Genomic DNA, 18,688 nt, shown 5'->3' with positions numbered 1-18,688 from the left:
TCGTGTCTCGAAAACCCACAATTTTGTATAATGGGTTTTATTAATTATTCTTTTATAGTCAATCAACGCCGTAGGGGCAATTCATGAATTGCCCCTACGGCAGATGTGGTTTTTCAAAACATTCATATTTGTTCTTTCCTAAACCTATAGGCGCTCTGGGGCAATTCATGTAGATGCATACTCCTGCAAAAAAGCAAGCTACGCGTTGGCACAGCCTCTCGTAGAGAAGCGGCTACACTTACGAGAACGCTTTCAGCAAACCCGCAGGGTATTTCGGCTTTTCTTTGCGTAAGTCTTGCATGAGTACTTATTTAAGACAAGAAGATACTCAGAACTCAGTACTACTGAAAATAATATTGTTAAAAAATATTGAATTTGCTACACTTTACCAGTTTTAGTAATTCAATAATTCATAATTGTGGCCATAAGCTACTAACTTGGTATAAGTTGCAATATAACTTAGAAGAATTTATAGTAAACAGACTTTGGCAATTAAAGTATAAATTATCATCCTATGCAAGCTAAAACGAAGTATAAACCAGCACAAGTAAGTTGAAGTAATTAGAACTAAAGATAACTCAGATGTATAATTAGCGCGTCTCCTCCATCATCCTTAAAAAGATCGCGATTTAGGACTGGCAGGCTTTCTATTTTTTACTTTAATAATGGGCATATGTGGCAACAAGAAAAAAAAGATACTTCGATAGTCAGGCTGGTATTATGGGTTGCCTTAGCTACGACCCCAATGGCAGCAACTCTGATGGGATCAGAACCCATGCTGGCACAATCTACACCTGAAACTCCCTCTTTTGCACTGCCACAAACAGTGCAGAATGGATCAACAGTGCGGATTGATGGTTCAAATAGCTTGGGTGCAATCAACCAAAGCCTGAAAGAAAGTTTTGAAAAACAGTTTGCCGGCACAAAAGTTGAAATTGCTGCCAACGGCACTGATACGGCACTGAAAAATTTGCTAGATGGCAAAGTTGACATAGTAGCAATGGGGCGTGGATTGACGCCAGCAGAAAAAGCCCAAGGACTAGAGCAAGTTCGCTTGCGCCGTGAAAAGATTGCGATCGTCGTTGGTGCAGATAATCCTTTCAAAGGAAGTTTGACTAGTAGGCAATTTGCCCGGATTTTCCGGGGACAAATTACAAATTGGTCACAACTGGGAGGGCCTTCAGGGAAGATTAGGTTAATCGATCACCCTAATACAAGTGAAACTCGCAATACTTTTCGTACCTATCCAGCCTTTAAGACGGCTGAGTTTGCGACAGGAGCCAATGCTACCCAACTAACTGAGGATGATACCGCAGAAGTCATCAAAGAACTAGGCAAAGATGGCATCAGCTATGTGTTAGCGAATCAGGTATCGAAGCTCAAAGATGTGCGAGTTCTGCAATTACATCAAGCTTTGCCAGATGATGCTAGATATCCCTTCTCGCAACCTTTAGTTTACGTTTACAAAAAAAATCCCAGCTTAAACACAGTAGATTTTCTCGGCTTTACCCTAGCACCCCCAGGACAACAGGCTATAGAACAAGCGATGACTGTTGAAGCAGAGGCGATCGCAACCAGAGTATTACAACCTGCTCTCACGCCTTCCCCCAGTGCCGAGACAACACCAGCGGCTACGCCTTCCCCTAGTGCCAGTGCTTCTGTATTTGGCGAACAACCCTTTGTGGCGGCTGCTCCTGCACAAAACAGTCCAATTGTCAACAAAGAAACACCAATTTGGTTGCTACTACCTGTCTTTTTTCTGGGTGTAGCTGGAGCCTTACTATGGTGGACTCTGGGAAAACGCTCATTACCCACAGAGAAAACAGACAACTTACCAGAATCAAATCCTCATCCACCCAACACAGAGGATGGAGAAGCAACTGTGCTGGCATCGAGCACAGCTTCCTCCCTGAATGGAGCGATGCTTGAGGAGCAGCCAGTACCGCAATTCCAAGAGCAAGAAACCCCCGATCGCACTCCTTTCAATATTTATGCTCAAACAGAATCTGACCTGACCCAGAATGCTACTCAGGGGACATCAAATTTAGTCCAAGAGGCAACTAATGGCACTTCTAATCTCTATGAAGGCACAACTTCAGGTGTTGCTAATGGATCGCAAAATAACAATAACAACTTAGGAGCCGCAGCTTTAACTGGTGGTGCGGCTCTAGCAACGGGCATCGGGGCGGCTACCTGGCCTGCCTTTACTAACAAAGAAACAGAAATAATCCCGCTTGATGAGACAATTGAGCTAGACAATTATACTGAGGCAAGCAATCCTGAGTCTGATGAAGTTGCATGGGACATAGAAGCCCCAGCAGCTGTAGTTAATACTCCATATCCTCATCTGGCTAATATTCCAGAAGAAGCATCTGATGTAGAACTGCCTTCATCTGACGTAACAGCCCCACTTCCAAAATTACCAGATGTGCCAGAAGTAACATCTAATTTTGCATATTGGGACACAGAAGTTAATGAAGATCAGATAGATGAGGAACTTCAGGCAGAATTGAACTGGCTAGATAGTATTACCTCAACTGAAGACTCAGTAGATGAATTTCCCTTACCGGAGTCTGGGGAAGTGGCAGCCGATGTCGCAGCCGATGTGGAACCGTCAGCAGCAGACACATCCTCACTGCTAAATTTGCCAGAATTTCCATTTCCAGAAGATATATTGAATGTGGTGGCGGACGCAGCCGAACCCACCATCGATTTCCCAGAAGAAACATCTCCAGCAGAACCGACTATTGGGGAAGGTGTGGCTGAAGCTGACTCCACAGATTTTGCCACCGCTGCGGCTTTAGCAGCAGGTGCAGGGATGGGAGCCTGGGCTACCACTTTGGGATCAGATGCCCAAGGAGAAACTGATACTACGGTTGACAATGAGCCAATTGCAGCCGAAACAGGTATTGGTTTGGTAGATGCAGATGAAGAGAGCAATATTGTGCTCACACCACATACTTATACATTGGCTTATGTCTCTTGGGAGATTTCCGAAGCCAAGAAAGCAGCGCTACGGCAACAAGGCGGCTATCAATTGGTAGTGCGGCTCTACGATGTGACTGGCATTGACCTGAGTTATCAAAGTCCTCAGCTTCTAAAGCAGTATGAATGTGAAGAGACAGCAGACGATGGTCTGGTGGATATTCCCGTCACCGATCGCGACTATATAGCTGAAATTGGCTATGCCGCTGATGGCGAGCGCTGGTTATTCATTGCCCGTTCAGCTATTGTTCGTGTCTTCAGTCCGATCTATCCAGATCCCATCGTTGAAGATGTAGCAATTCCAGATGAAACAGATATTGATTTGGTAGATGTCCAAGAAGAGATCGGTGAAGAAGATAGCAGTGAAGAAGAGAGCAGTATTGTGCTCACACCCCGCACTTCTCAATGGGCTGAAGTCTCTTGGGAGATTTCCGAAACCAAAAAAGCAGCGCTGCAACAACAGGGCGGCTCTCAATTGCTAGTGCGGCTCTATGATGTTACTGGGATAGACCTGAGTTATCAAAGTCCTGAGTTTGTCCAGCAGTATGAATGTGAAGAGACAGCACACGATCGCTTTGTGGAAATTCCCATCAGCGATCGCGATTACATAGCTGAAATTGGCTATGTCGCTGATGGCGATTGCTGGTTATTCATTGCCCAGTCAGCGATCGTTCGTGTTTTCAGTCCTGTTCATCCAGATCCCACAACAGATTCCACCGTTGAAAATGTAGCGTTAACAAGCGAAACAGCTATTGACTTGGTAGATGTAGAAGAAGAGATCAGCGAAGAAGAGAGCAGTGAAGAAGAGAGCAATATTGCCCTCACACCCCGCACTCCCAAATGGGCTTATGTCTCTTGGTACATCTCCCAGGCTCAGAAGGAAGTGCTGCAACAACAGGGTGGTTCCCAATTGGTAGTGCGGCTTTACGATGTGACTGGAATTGACTTGAGTTATCAAAGTCCCCAGCTTGTACAGCAGTATGAATGTGAAGAGGTAGCACGCGATCGCTTTGTGGCAATTCCTGTTAGCGATCGCGACTACATGGTTGAAATTGGCTATATCGCTGATGGCGATCGTTGGTTACTCATAGCCCGTTCACCTAACGTTCGTGTCTTCAGTCATCCCCACGGAGATTTTTGGTTTGTGGCCGATGCTGAGTTGATTATTCACGGAGCAACCCAACCAAATACAAGCGTAAACATTGGTGGTCATTCCATCAAAATCAAACCCGATGGTACTTTCCACTTACGTCTCCCCTTCTCAGATGGTTTAATGGACTATCTCATAACGGTAGCTGCTGATGGGGAATCCACAAGAACTATCCATAAGAAGTTCTCCCAGGAAACTTCCGAAAGCTAACATTACCCTGAGTTATCCTCTCTAACCCGATTCTCCCCTTAAAAGTAATACGCTTGGGTTGAAGGAAGTGAAACCCAACATCAAGCATTAGTTGTTGGGTTACCCTGCGGGGATCTTGCTACGTTCCTCAACCCAATCTACGCAGGTTAACGTGAGTTCGATGAACCTCTCCCTCCCAACCTCCCTCTCCGAAACGGAAAGGGAGGAGCAACGAAAAATTCAGCTTTTTGCTCCCCTCTCCGTGTCGGAGAGGGGTTGGGGGAGAGGCCAAATAAGACTTGTCGAACTCACGTCAGGTTAGGGTTTTTGTACCTAATATCATGTCCGCATAATTAGTTATAATTCCCATAGTCATTGCACCCCACACGCCAGATGCTCCACTTGGGGAAGACCGCACTGGCTCCCCTTAATCCCCTGGGGCTACGGTGTACATACAAGTCCTAGTCCTTCTGACCCCCTCTAACTCCCCCTCTTGCCAAGGGGAGAACCAGATATTTCCCCCCTTTGCAAGGGGGGATTAAGGGGGGTAAATCTAGAGTGTAGGCTTCATTACCAAGATGTATTTCTATGCCAGAACAACAGCAGTGGACTATATCTGCAAGTGAACAACCACCAGAGTGGTTTATCCAAGCGGTGAAACAGTATACACCTGCATCAAGTGGACTGTATGCAGCGCAATTGTTGTGGCAAAGAGGAATTAAAGATAATCAACAATTAACAGCTTTTATCAACCATAAAGCTTATCAACCAAAGAGTCCCTTTGAGTTTGGGCAAGAAATGCAGCTGGCGATCGCCCGGTTGCAACAAGCACGCAATACTAAAGAAATAATTGCCATCTGGGGAGACTTCGATGCTGATGGCATTACCGCCACATCTGTACTTTGGGACGGATTGGGGCAGTTTTTCGCTCAAAATACTCAGTTAATTTACTACATTCCCAATCGCCTGAAAGAATCCCACGGACTTAATCAGCAAGGGATTGAGAACTTAGCAAAACAAGGTTGTAAATTAATAGTTACTTGCGACACAGGTAGTACAAACCTTGAGGAAATTATCTATGCCAAACAGTTAGGCATAGATGTAATAGTTACAGACCATCACACCTTACCCGCCGAACGCCCACCCGTCGCAGCAATTATCAATCCCCGTTATTTACCAAGGGAACATCAGTTATTTAATCTTTCTGGGGTGGCGGTAGCTTATAAGTTGGTGGAAGCACTGTATCAAACCCTGCCTAATGTTGCGAAATATCCGTTAGAGGATTTATTAGATTTAGTTGCAGTTGGATTAATTGCCGACTTAGTGCAGTTAAGTGGAGATTGTCGCTACTTGGCACAGATGGGAATTCAACGACTGCAAGAAGATTTTAAACAGCCACCAGCAGCGCGGCGGCGTCCAGGGGTAGGGCGATTATTAGAATTGTGCCAGAAAAATGGCGATCGCCCCACAGATATTTCCTTTGGTTTGGGGCCAAGAATTAACGCCGTTAGCCGCATTCAAGGTGATGCTAGTTTCTGCGTTGAATTATTAACTAGCCGCGATGCCAAACGTTGTAACGAACTAGCCGAAGTTACAGAACTCGCCAACACCCGTCGCAAATCTTTACAAAAAGATGTGCAAGCACAAGTGGCGCAAAAACTCACCCAATTAGACTTATCAACCACCAGCGTCATAGTCTTAGAAGATGCCCAATGGCCTGCGGGTGTATTGGGTTTAGTCGCCGGACAGGTAGCACAAGAAACAGGTCGCCCAACGATTTTGTTAAGTACGGAAGGAGCAGGGGAGCAGGGAAGCAGGGAAGCAGGGGAGCAGGGGAGCAATTCTTCTCCTCTGCCCCTCCGCCCCTCTGCCCCTCTGCTTGCAAGGGGTTCCGCTCGTTCGGTAAATTCTGTCGATTTATACCAACTGGTAAAAGACCAAGCACATTTGTTACACCGCTTTGGGGGACATCCCTTTGCAGCGGGTTTGAGTTTGTTGGTGGAAAATATTCCTTTATTTACAGCGGCGATTAATCAGCAGTTGCGGCAAACTTTAGGTAGTACAACCCTAACGCCAACAGTACAAGCAGACTTGACGGTGACAGTCGCAGACTTGGGGAAAGAGTTATTTTTAGAGCTGAAACTACTAGAACCTTGTGGAATGGGTAATCCTGTTCCGAAATTGCTAATTCAAAACTGTTGGTTTGAAAATTCTTGGCATCGCAATCAGCAAGATTGGCAAGGAAAAAAGGTACAGTACATTAAAACTGAGTTTGACATTCGAGATGATTCCAGCAGAAGTGCTTTTCCTGGTATATGGTGGGGACACTACAAAGATGAATTGCCCATAGGAAGGTGTGATTGCATAGCAGAATTAGACTACAACACCTTCAAAAAACGTTATGAAATCAGATTAATTGCTGTGCGTTCTTCTGTTAATTCAGCACTTAACGCCCCGCTATCCCTAACACCCTTCATCCTAGACTTACGGAATCAGGAACACTCAGCACTGGCTCAACGCCCCGCTACCGCTAACACCACTCAGCACGGGCTAAACGCCCCGCTACCGCTAACACCACTAATTATTGAAGATTGTCCCACTAATTGGGATGATTTACGTATGTGGTTGCGGCGATGTTTAATGACAAGCCGCTCTGGGTCTGGGGTTGACAATCAGCAACAATTAGCGATCGCTTGGTCTAAACCCAAGCACCAACCACCTAATCAAATTTGGCTAACTCTTGTAGGAATTGCCAAATATCTCAGTCGCACAAATCAACTAGTTACCCGCGTACAACTTTTAGAGAAAATTGGCATCAGCGACCAAACCTTACTTGTCGGAATCAAAGCTTTAAAATATTTAGGGTTTACAGTCACACGACAAGACCGTTCTTTGCAAATCACCTGGCATCCAAGCGATAGTGCCGAAAACCTTGCTGACGCAGCCGTTGCACGATTTTTAGCTGCTGTCCGAGAAGAACAATTTCAGCAACAGTATTTTGCGGAAGTGCCTTTATCTACTATTATTGCGATCGCCAGCTACGACAATTAACGAAAATCGGCGGGAATCCCATCCCTTTGAGGGGTGTCCGGGATAGCCGCCCGCCGATTTAGTCATTAGTCATTGGTCATTAGTCATTAGCACCAATGACTAATGACTAATGACCAATGACTCGAAATCCCCCGGCTTCAAGCCGGGGGATGAGTTAACTACTCAAATTAGCAGCACCAAAAGTAGCATTGAACTTGCGACACCAGATAGCAGCAGATTTGTAATCTGCTAAATTGATATTATTAGGAATAGAATATGTTTGAGCGCCACTATATTTTTTTAATGGAGCAATAATAATATAGTCGCCATTTTTTAAAGAATAAGCTGGTGGCTTAGTTGAACCAATTACATTATCTGAACGATGCAAAATTACTACTAAATCCGGGCCTGATTCAGAGGTTTTAAATGACTCTTCAAGCTCTAGAAATGATTTACCGTCTTTGGTTGTAATATTGACTGTTCCCTGCGTTGGATGTTCTCCAGAAACAAAAGTGCCTGACTTGGTAGCAGTTGACCTTTGAGACTGTGCTGAGGAGGCTAAAGACTTCGCCGGAGTTGAAGATGTAGGAACAGATGTATTCACAGCGATCGCACTTTCCTTAGATTGATTACTTGATACTTCTGGAGTACAGCTAACCATGACAATAGAAGAAAAACTTAGGATTAATAAAATTCTGAATTTCATGATTCAAATACCTCAATAATTAATCAACAATATAGCTTTTTAGTTGAACTTTGAAGCAATTATTGCTTGAATAATTAGTCCATAAATTATGCATATCTAAGAATTAATATCTAGAAAGCTGAGATTTTGTTTAAAAAATTCTTATGGATTTCTCAGCAAAATCTAAACTTTCAAATATTGAATCTTTTGAATCGTTCCTGGGCTGCATTTCTACTTATTAAATTGTTTGAATTTATTCCGGCATCACCTACAGTAAAAATTTTGGGAGATCAGGACAAACTTAAACAAGTATTTATCAATATTGTCCGTAATGCTTGCGAAGCGATCGCACCAGGAGATATCGTTAAATGGAAAGTGGATTGGCATATAGATAAAGTTTACATTAATATCAACAATGGCGGTGAGCCAATTTCATCGGAAGTTATCGCTAAACTTTCTCAACCATTCTTCTCTACAAAACCTTGTGGCACTGGCCTAGGACTGGCTATTACCAAACGCATCGTCAATGCTCATAGTGGGAAACTGTTAATCTCTTCTGACCTCTTGACAGGAACTACCGTGAGTGTCCAATTATCGGTAGTTTTGTGAAGGAGACAGCAGGGAGGAGGTAGTAATTTAGATGAGACTTCTTGCAAGACACTCCGCGACCATCGGTGAGAGGTTAAGGTAATTGTACTAGTGATTTTATGCAACAATATTAGAAATATTTCTTATTTATCTCCAACTAAATTTGACTTAGATTTAGCCCTTCCATATAAATTTTGTTATAAATTTTACTTTCTTTTCAGTGGTATTAACTATGACGATCTCCATCTCCAGCCAAGCCTTTGATGAGTTACTGCATCAGGGAAAGGTTGATAGTTCCCAACATCCAGACCCCGATGATGGGTTGGATCTGATCTACAATTACCCAAAGCTACTGGGAAAGGGCTACTGGCGGGAAATCCAACTGCGTCCAGGATTGGATCTATGCATTGGTGACTTGCAATTATGCGATCGCACAATTTTTGAATGCCCAGAAACCGAACATTCGCTACATTACCACTTCCATTTTACCGGGGGACACGAGGATCAATATACATCCATCTGTGGCGGACAGTATATTTTCCACGGCAGTGGTTTAACTCCTAAAATAAAATCCGAAACTTATCACGAACAGCCATTCCTTGAGGTGGAATTTACAGTGCAGCCTGAGTTGCTGCGTTCCTTTACTGGCGATAGTGAAGGGCAATTACCAAAAGAGTTACAGCACTTAATTCGACCCTATGATCAACTGAAGTACCATCGCTGTGGAGCTGCAACCCTACCCATGCAGAGAGTAGCACAGCAAATTTTGCATTGTCCCTATCGGGGAATTGCCAAACGGATGTACTTAGAGGGTAAGGTGCTGGAACTGATGGGAATGCTGCTAGGGCAAGAGATTGAAATTTGTGACGGCAAAAGTAATATTGAGCCTCTGCAACCAGATGTAGTAAATAGAATTCACAACGCTAGGGAAATTTTACTGCAACGGCTGGACAATCCACTATCTTTAAATGAATTAGCGCGACGAGTTGGTTTAAATGAATGCACCCTTAAACGCGGCTTTCGTTCCTGTTTTGGAACAACAGTATTTGGCTATCTGCGTCACTACAAACTTGAACAAGCAAGACAACTGCTAGACACAGGAGAGATGAAAATTACCGAAATTGCTCATGCAATGGGTTATACCAGTCGCAGTCCGTTTGCGGCTGCATTCCGCAAACAGTTTGGCATGAACCCCAAGGAATACCAAAAACTACGAAAAAATTCCGTTTAGCTATCGAAAAAATTCCGTCTACCTATCGGATGAGTCTTCTGCCACACCGATTTTTGCTGTAGTTTATTGAAACTGATTCTTATTAATGGTGTGAGCATTGATGTCAAATTATTGCTGGTTAAAGGTGTTGATGCTTGGCTCTTTCTTGGGATTAGTTGCCTTGCCAGCCGGGGCAGAAGCAAGTTTTACTAATTCTGATCCAAATACGTCTCCCGTGGCAACTGCGGTTAAAAGTAATCAGAAAATTCTTCGTTTAAACGAAATTGAGCGCCCAGCAACTACGGTTAAACAGTGGCTTTCCCAAGGGATAATTCAGGTAACGGGTGTAAAGCTAAGGCCAACAGACAAGGAACTAGAAGTAATTTTAGAGGCTACAGGTTCAGATAAGTTGCAGCCTGTAAGTAAAAACGAGGGAAATAATCTGATTGCAGATATTCCCAATGCTCAGTTAAATTTGCCATCTGGTAGTGAGTTTCGCCAAGAAAATCCTGCTAGTGGCATCACGGTAGTGACTGTAACTAATCTCGATGCTAATACTATCAGGTTAACAGTCACAGGTGCAGCCAGTCCTCCCAAAGTAGAGCTATTTGATAGTGATGAGGGTTTAATTTTCGGTGTGGCGGCAACTGAGACAGCGACAACACCACAGCCACCGGAAACAGAACAGCCAACGAGTGAAGCACAACCGGATGAGCCGATTGAGTTGGTGGTGACGGGGGAACAAGATAGTTATCGTGTAACGGATACCTCAACTGGGACAAGAACAGATACACCTTTGCGCGACATTCCCCAATCGATTCAGGTAATACCACAGGAAGTATTGCGCGATCAGAATATTACTCGCCTTGATGATGCGATCAGAAATGTGCCGGGGATCAATCAGGATTTCAACTCAGGCCCCTATGCCACTTACAGGATTCGCGGCTTTGAAGCTCTCAACAATAACCTACTCCGCAACGGACAGGTGGACGCAGGGGCAGGGGAATCGGTGGAACTTACCAATGTGGAACGGATTGAAATCCTCAAAGGTCCCGCGTCGGTGTTATTTGGCTTGGGCAATCCGGGGGGTAGTATCAATATCGTCACAAAACGTCCCTTGCCCGAACCTTTCTATGGGGCTGAGGTAACCATTGGCAACTATAGCTTTTATCGAGGAGCTTTGGACTTATCGGGGCCATTGAATGACGAAAAAACGGTTCTCTATCGCCTGAACACATCCTATAGAAATTCTGGCAGTTTCATCGACTTCTACAATAGCGATAACTTCAGTATTTCCCCGGTGATTAGTATTGCTTTTGGCGATCGCACCAATTTTACCCTAGAAGGCGACTATATCAAGACCAGAGATTCTGGGTTTATGCCTTTCGTACCCGTCATTGGCTCTGTATTGCCGAACCCCAATGGTAAAATACCCCGTAATCGCAACGTTGGTGAACCGACCGACGACATAGACGGATCGGTGATCAGGACGGGATACCAACTCGAACACAAATTTAATGACAACTGGTCGTTACGCAACGCTTTTTCCTTCAATGTTCGTACTTCCAAAGACAAAAGAACGTTACCCGGACAATTGAACGCAGACAACCGCACACTTAATCGAACCTACCGAGAATTTGACTTTCAAAGTCAGTCTTATACTCTAGCGACAAATGTGATTGGCAAATTCTCGACTGGTTCAATTGAGCATCAGCTACTATTTGGAGTTGATTTGAATCGGACAACCAACGCTACGCTGAGATTTCTGCTGCGCCAAACTCCAACCATTGATATATTTAATCCGGTGTATGGTCAACCGCTAGGTGATATTACCTTCGGTGATTTTAGCGATCGCAACATCACCGAGTCGTTAGGTATTTATCTCCAAGACCAGATTACCCTGACAGATAACTTCAAGGTGCTATTAGGCGGACGGTTTGATACGTTTAATCAGAAGTATGAAAACTTCGCTGATAATACAGAAAGCACCGGATCGGATAGTGCATTCAGCCCCCGGTTTGGGATAGTCTATCAACCCATCCCGGCGATCTCACTGTATGCTAGCTATGTGCGATCGTTTACTCCCGTCGGTGGTACATTCTTTTCTGGCAACCCTTCCTTTGAGCCAGAACGTGGAACTCAGTATGAGGTTGGGGTAAAAGCAGATTTAAATAATCGACTTTCAGCAACCTTGGCACTCTTTGATTTAACCCGTACTAATGTTGCCACAGAAGACCCCGATAATCCTGGTTTTCAAATTCAAACAGGCGAGCAGAACAGCCGAGGAATTGAACTGAGTATGACGGGAGAAGTTTTACCAGGATGGAATTTTATTGCTGGTTACGCTTATACCGATGCTCGGATTACTGAGGATAATACTTTTCAAGTGGGAAGCCAATTGCCCAATACTCCATACCATTCTTTTAATTTATGGACAACCTATCAAATTCAAAGAGGTGATTTACAAGGTTTAGGCTTTGGCTTAGGCTTGTTTTTTGTAGGCGATCGCGCTGGAGATTTGCAAAATACTTACGATATATCTAGCTATCTGCGGACTGATGCAGCTATTTTCTATAACCGAGATAGATTGAGAATCGGACTCAATTTCAAGAATCTCTTTGATTTAGAATATTTTGAAAACGGATCTAGTTCTACTCGCGTTAACTACGGACAACCTTTTACAGTTCAAGGAACAGTTTCTTGGACGTTTTAATAATTAAGAAAATCATGCGACGTTTTTTCTGTTGGTTAATATTAGGCATCTTGGGATTTACTCTAGTTACAGGTTGCCATCATTTCATATCTCACAATACATCCTCTTTACCTAAACAACAAACCGCAGAATGTCGCATGGTTAAGCACACAATGGGGGAAACCTGCGTTCCTATAAACCCCCAGCGTGTTGTCACTTTATCTATATCTACTTTAGGTAATGTGCTAGCTCTCGGTGTCAAACCCATCGGTACTACTAACGAAGTTCAGATAGAAACAAACTCTTTGACATACATTCAGGATAAAACAAAGGGAATAAAACTAATCGGACTTTCACAACCGAATTTAGAAGCAACATTACGACTTAAACCAGATTTAATTATCGGTTTAGATTGGTTCAAGCCAATTTATCCTTTATTATCCAAAATTGCTCCTACTGTATTAGGTGAACTTGATTATTCAAGATGGGAAAAACATCTAAGCTTTGTAGCTGAAGTATTAGGTAAGCAAGAGAATGAAAAAGCACTTTGGCAAAACTACCATCAGCGCATAGATAAGCTCAAACTAGCAATAGGTAATCGCTATCAAAACAAAAAAATATCCTTCATCTATGTAGGTCGCAACCAAATAAATATTGATGCTAGAAATTCCTATGCTGGCTCAATTATTAGTGATGCTCATTTACAACGTCCAACTTCACAAAATATTGACGCGCCCTATGGGGCATTTCCAATTTCTTTAGAGGAATTAGAAAAAGCAGATGGCGATATTTTATTTGTTACCACTTTTTCTAGAGACGGACGTGAATTTTTAATAAAAAAACAACAAAATCCACTTTGGAAAACTCTTAAAGCTGTCCAAAACAATCACGTTTATTATGTTGATTTTATGTCATGGGCTGCGTCAAATATGCTGGGAACTGATGCAGTTATTGATGACTTATTTAAATACCTCGTCAAAGCTCACTAACTCAAATCCACAAACACATCATATTCGTCTACAAATCCGGATACTATTTGTCTGGTGAAGCAAGATATTTTTACTACAAAGGGATACCTTGCTTTGGTAAAATATGTTTGATTTGACTCTAAACTATCGGATCATCAGGAATCGCACTTACCCGCTAATTCCAGAGGATTGCGATCGCCATTAATCTAATTCATTTCCCTACTAACCAAGATTTTTCATTCCCGATTGCACGTTCCACAAACCAGCATAAATCCCATTCTTCTCCAACAATTTTTCGTGTGTTCCCGACTCAACGAATTCTCCATATTCCATCACATAAATACAATCAGCATTGCGAATAGTGGAAAGACGATGAGCTATGGCTATTGTCGTTCGATTAGCAGTAATGCGTTCCAAAGAACGCTGAATAGCAGCTTCAGTTTCATTATCCACTGCTGAGGTGGCTTCATCTAAAATCAAAATTGGTGGATTCTTTAAAACAGCCCTAGCGATCGCAATTCTTTGGCGTTGTCCACCAGATAATTTTTGACCCCGTTCACCAACTATTGTCTCATAACCTTGAGGTAGACGGATAATAAAATCATCAGCTTCGGCTATTTTCGCAGCTGCAATTATTTGTTCATCGGTAGCATCAAAAGTACCATAGGCGATATTTTCAGCAATCGTACCATGAAATAAGAATACGTCTTGGCTAACCAAACCGATACTGCGACGCAAATCGCGTAAGTTTAATTTTTGGATATCAATACCATCAATAGTAATTGTTCCAGAAGAAATATCATAAAATCGCAGTAGTAATTTAACTAAGGTACTTTTCCCGGAACCTGTAGACCCAACAATAGCAATAGTTTTGCTATAGGGAATATGTAAAGATAGTTTTTTAATTACTGGTTCTCTATTTTGATAAGCAAAAGTTACTTGCTTAAAGTCAATTTCGCCACGTACCTGAGCGACATTTAAAGATATATTTCCTCTAATAATATTGATGGGAGCATCTAACAAATTCATAATCCGATTGGCAGAAGACATTGACCTTTGATATTTGTCGAATATTTCTCCTAATGTGACTAATGGCCACAATAATCTCTGTACTAAAACGAGTAAAACACTGTAATTACCAATAGATATTTGACCAGCATATGCCGCCATTCCTCCCCAAAATAATAAGGCTGTAAACCCTACTAAAACTAACATTCTAATTAAGGGCACAAATGCGGCAGAAAGTTTAATTGCTTTGTTGTTACTTTTTCTATATGCTTCGCTATCTCCTGCTAATCTAGCGCTTTCATAATCTTCAGCAGTGAAACTTTTAATTGTGTTAATTCCACTAAGATTATTTGCCAATCGTGAATTCAAAAAACTTACCTTTTCCCGCACCTCAGCATAACGGGCTTCCAGACGCTTTTGATAAGTAAATGAACCCCAAACAATAAATGGCATGGGCAACATTACTGCTAGGGTAATAGAAGGAGGTAAAACAAAGAAAGCACCAACAGTTAAAATAATGATTGAGGTGCTAATCTGGATGATGTCATTAGCTCCAAAATTTAAAAAATCTTCTAACTGATTGATATCATCATTCAAAATCGACATCAAACGACCAGTGCTGCTTTCTTCAAAGTAAGCTGAATCTAATTCTTGGACATGATTGTAAGTATCTAAGCGTAAACTATGCTGGATATTTTGAGCTAGACTACGCCAAATTATATCATAGGCGTATTGAGAAAGTGATTCAAATATCCAAATAATGACAGTGACAAAAGAAAGCAATAAAAATTGCGAAAATACATCTTTGATTCCCAACTTTGCAATTAGAGAATCTTGCTGCTTTACGAGAATATCTACCGCAGTACCAATCAACCACGGTGGTGCTAAGTCTAAAAGCGTATTAATGATCGAAAATGTTGTTGCTTGCCAAATTTGTTGACGATATTGGCCGCCATAGTTGAGCAAGCGTTGTAAAGGATGGGCTGAATTACTACGATTTTTAGATACTCTAGGAGATTGTGATGTGATTGTCACTGTTTGTTGTTTGTAGTTAGGTGAATGTGAGTTAAAATAATCTGCACTAGAAAGTGTATTTTTAAGCAATGTCTTTAGTAGAAATTGAATCAGTCATTGCAGAAAATTTATTATTTACTTTTCCCTTGCGTCCTATCGGTACACACATCGGCGTCTCCACAACTGGGTCAGGGATAATCTGACACTCTAACCCAAAAACCTCCTGAACCATTTCTTGAGTCATCACTAGCTTTGGTTCCCCAGCCGCAAAAATTCGACCATCTTTGACTGCAACTAAATAATCAGCATAACGACACGCCTGATTTAAATCATGTAGCACCATCACAATTGTCCGTCCCTGATTTTGGTTCAACTCATACAATAAATCCAAAATCTCTATCTGGTGCGCCAAATCTAAAAAAGTAGTCGGTTCATCTAAAAGTAAAATATCTGTATCTTGTGCTAATGCCATTGCAATCCAAGCTCTTTGTCGTTGTCCACCAGACAAAGTATCTAATGCTCTATCTGCTAATTTCAACAAATCTGTAATTAAGAGTGCTTGCTGCACGATTTTTTCATCTTTTGCTGACCACTGCTGCAACCAATTTTGATAAGGATAACGTCCTTGTGCTACCAAATCTCGCACTGTTAACCCTTCCGGCGCTACTGGCCCTTGGGGCAAAATACCTAACTGCTGTGCTACTTCTTTGGTGGAAAGATTAAAAATAGATGTTCCATCAAGATAGACCGTACCGCCACGGGGTTTAAGTAATCTTGCCAGACCTCGTAATAATGTTGATTTACCACAACCATTAGCACCAACTAAAGCACTAATTTGTCCAGTGGGGATTGCTAAATTTAGGTCACGGATAATCAGCGCACCATCGTAAGCTAAAGACAGACTTTTGGTTGAGAGTCCTTTCATAAGTGAAACCATTTTAGATTTATCATTTGTCATTTGTCATTTGTCATTTGTTTTTATTTGCGTCCCCTATCTCCTCATCTGTCGGTTGGTGAGCAAAGTTAAACCACATCTCCTCCAATCCCCAGCTTCTTATTTTTTGCGGTTACGAATTAATAAATAAAGAAAATAAGGAGCGCCAATAGCAGCAGTTACGACCCCACAAGGAAGTTCGATAGGTGCAAACAGTGTTCTTCCTAGCAAGTCTGCCATCACAACAATCACTCCCCCCAAGAGTGCGGAAGTAGGAATCAAGCCTTCATGGGTTCCACCTACCAACTGTCGTCCTAAATGAGGTGCGATTAAACCAATAAAACCAATATTTCCGGCGGTGGCGACTCCTGCACCTGCTAAGGCTACACCTACTAGCACGAGTAAACCACGTTGCCATTCCACTTGGCTACCTAAACTTTTGGCGACATCATCTCCCAAGTTAAGAGCGTTCAAATGTCTTGCTAGTGTCAAAGCCATTGGGACAAAAACAATTAACCACGGTAACAGAGAAAAGACTTGCTCCCAAGTCCGGCCGTAGACGCTCCCAGCTAACCAAACCAAAGCATTACTAACGTCATTAATTTCGCCAAAGGTAATCATTAAGCTGGTTATGGCACTGGCGATCGCAGATAAACCAACACCCATTAAAATTAATAGAATCGGAGAACTACCGTTATTCCAAGCCAGCGAGTAAATCAAAATCGCCATCAGCAATGCACCAGCAAAAGCCGACAATGGCAAGGTGTAAATTGGTGCTGAGGGAAATAATACAATTACTGTAACTGCCGCCAGACTAGCCCCAGCATTGATGCCGATAATACCTGGGTCAGCCAATGGATTACGTGTCAGCCCTTGGAAGATAGTACCAGAAATTGCCAGCGCCATTCCCACCATAAAAGCTACAAGGGTGCGGGGTAGACGTAGATTTTGAATCACGAATTGATGGTCTGGGTTTCCTGTATCTAAACCCAATATAGTTTTCACGATATCTAAAGGCGAGATTGGATATTCCCCACGCCCGACATTTATTACCATCGCTACTGCGATCGCTACTGCCAAACATAGCAGTATGATTGGTACACGTCGGTCAATTCGGAAAGATATCGCCGGAGAACGAATGACTAGCCAATCAAAACTCATTTTTTCACCTTCGACTTAGCCAGGTAGACAAAAAAAGGAGCGCCAACTATTGCTGTCATTACACCTACAGGTAACTCCTGTGGTTTGAGCAATACACGGGCGGCAATATCTGCGACCAAGAGTAAAATCGCACCTAAAACTGCACAATAAGGTAATATCCAACGATAATCGGCTTTAATATAAAATCTCACTATATGGGGAACGACTAAACCAATGAAGCCGATTGGCCCTGCAAGAGCGACGGAACTTCCTGCTAGTAAAACTACGCTGATAGCGGTCAATATTTTGATCCAAGCTGTCTGCTGACCCAAACCTTTAGCGACATCTTCACCTAAACTCATAGTGGTAATTTGTCTGCCGAGGGCAAAAGCTACTACTAATCCGATGCCGACGAAAGGCAGTAGTTGTAAGAATAAATTAAAATCTCGACCAGATAATGAACCAGCTAACCAAAATCTAACTTCTTCGAGTGTTTGTTGACTGACAATGAGGATACCGGTAGTGAAGGAAGAAATCAGAGCAGTTAACGCCGCTCCTGCTACTGTCAGATTCAGTGGGGTGGCTCCTCCCCGTCCCAGAGAGCCAAGGATGTAAACTAACACCGCTATTACTCCCGCACCTAGAAATGCCGCAAGAGCATAAACATTTAGGGATGAGCTACCAAAAATAAAAGTTGCGACAACTACAAAAAGAGCAGCTCCCGATTCAATACCCAAAATACCTGGATCTGCTAAGGGGTTTCGCGTTAAACCCTGCATCAATGCTCCCGATACAGCCAGAGATGAACCTACAAGGATAGCAATTAGCGATCGCGGTAATCTCACAGTTTGAATAACTAAGTGATCGTATGAACCATCAAAAGCTAGAAAAGATGCCAAAATCTTACCTAGAGGTATTTCTGCTGCACCTAGCGTCACACTGTACACCAAGCAAATTAGTAGCATACATAGTCCCAAAACCAGACCAAAGAAGGCTGTAATGGGTGGCTTTTTCAATTCTCTAGGTGAGAGTGTAGTTGCTTTTATCATTTGATCCTGCCGTCATTGGAAACTATTACGCTCTGCTGGTTAGTTG

10 protein-coding genes and 1 pseudogene are annotated in these 18,688 nt (G+C 42.7%); 6 read left to right on the top strand and 5 right to left on the bottom strand.

Annotated elements, in window-relative coordinates:
• Positions 1-673: 673 nt before the first annotated feature.
• Both ACWATR_RS03970 and ACWATR_RS03965 read left to right on the top strand, forming a co-directional pair.
• A complete protein-coding gene (locus ACWATR_RS03970; protein WP_460329717.1) occupies positions 674-4,345 on the top strand; it encodes a DUF4912 domain-containing protein in 3,672 nt (1,223 codons plus the stop codon).
• Between the two features lie 567 nt (positions 4,346-4,912).
• Positions 4,913-7,375, top strand: coding sequence for a single-stranded-DNA-specific exonuclease RecJ (locus ACWATR_RS03965; RefSeq protein ID WP_460329715.1), 2,463 nt, complete (start codon positions 4,913-4,915; stop codon positions 7,373-7,375).
• A gap of 154 nt (positions 7,376-7,529) precedes the next feature.
• Here ACWATR_RS03965 and ACWATR_RS03960 read toward each other — a convergent pair whose 3' ends face one another.
• Entirely contained in the window at positions 7,530-8,060 is a 531-nt protein-coding gene (locus ACWATR_RS03960) for a DM13 domain-containing protein (RefSeq protein ID WP_460329713.1), read from the bottom strand.
• Between the two features lie 228 nt (positions 8,061-8,288).
• Here ACWATR_RS03960 and ACWATR_RS03955 point away from each other — a divergent pair.
• The 4 genes and pseudogenes from ACWATR_RS03955 to ACWATR_RS03940 form a co-directional block, all read left to right on the top strand.
• A pseudogene (locus ACWATR_RS03955) lies at positions 8,289-8,648 on the top strand (ATP-binding protein); the annotation flags it as partial.
• A 211-nt stretch (positions 8,649-8,859) separates the two neighbouring features.
• The gene (locus ACWATR_RS03950) at positions 8,860-9,858 is read left to right on the top strand and encodes a helix-turn-helix domain-containing protein (RefSeq protein WP_460329711.1); all 999 of its coding nucleotides are present in this window, start codon (positions 8,860-8,862) and stop codon (positions 9,856-9,858) included.
• Positions 9,859-9,958: 100 nt separating this feature from the next.
• Positions 9,959-12,550, top strand: a complete 2,592-nt coding sequence (locus ACWATR_RS03945) for a TonB-dependent siderophore receptor (RefSeq protein WP_460329709.1) — start codon at positions 9,959-9,961, stop codon at positions 12,548-12,550.
• Between the two features lie 14 nt (positions 12,551-12,564).
• Positions 12,565-13,518: an iron-siderophore ABC transporter substrate-binding protein gene (locus ACWATR_RS03940; RefSeq protein WP_460329707.1), complete on the top strand. Its 954-nt coding sequence runs from the start codon at positions 12,565-12,567 to the stop codon at positions 13,516-13,518.
• A gap of 201 nt (positions 13,519-13,719) precedes the next feature.
• On the opposite strand, the gene ACWATR_RS03935 is transcribed toward ACWATR_RS03940, so the two are convergent.
• The 4 genes from ACWATR_RS03935 to ACWATR_RS03920 form a co-directional block, all read right to left on the bottom strand.
• On the bottom strand, positions 13,720-15,540 hold the full coding sequence (locus tag ACWATR_RS03935) for an ABC transporter ATP-binding protein (protein ID WP_460329705.1): 1,821 nt from the start codon (positions 15,538-15,540) through the stop codon (positions 13,720-13,722).
• Between the two features lie 61 nt (positions 15,541-15,601).
• Positions 15,602-16,444, bottom strand: coding sequence for an ABC transporter ATP-binding protein (locus ACWATR_RS03930; protein WP_460340181.1), 843 nt, complete (start codon positions 16,442-16,444; stop codon positions 15,602-15,604).
• 129 nt (positions 16,445-16,573) lie between these two features.
• Positions 16,574-17,614, bottom strand: coding sequence for a FecCD family ABC transporter permease (locus tag ACWATR_RS03925; protein ID WP_460329703.1), 1,041 nt, complete (start codon positions 17,612-17,614; stop codon positions 16,574-16,576).
• The gene (locus tag ACWATR_RS03920; protein WP_460329701.1) at positions 17,611-18,642 is read right to left on the bottom strand and encodes a FecCD family ABC transporter permease; all 1,032 of its coding nucleotides are present in this window, start codon (positions 18,640-18,642) and stop codon (positions 17,611-17,613) included. Before ACWATR_RS03920 ends, ACWATR_RS03925 begins: the two co-directional genes overlap by 4 nt.
• Positions 18,643-18,688: the final 46 nt, after the last annotated feature.

This window comes from Nostoc sp. UIC 10890 (genome assembly GCF_054786515.1).
This window is presented reverse-complemented; position numbering and strand designations above follow the sequence as displayed.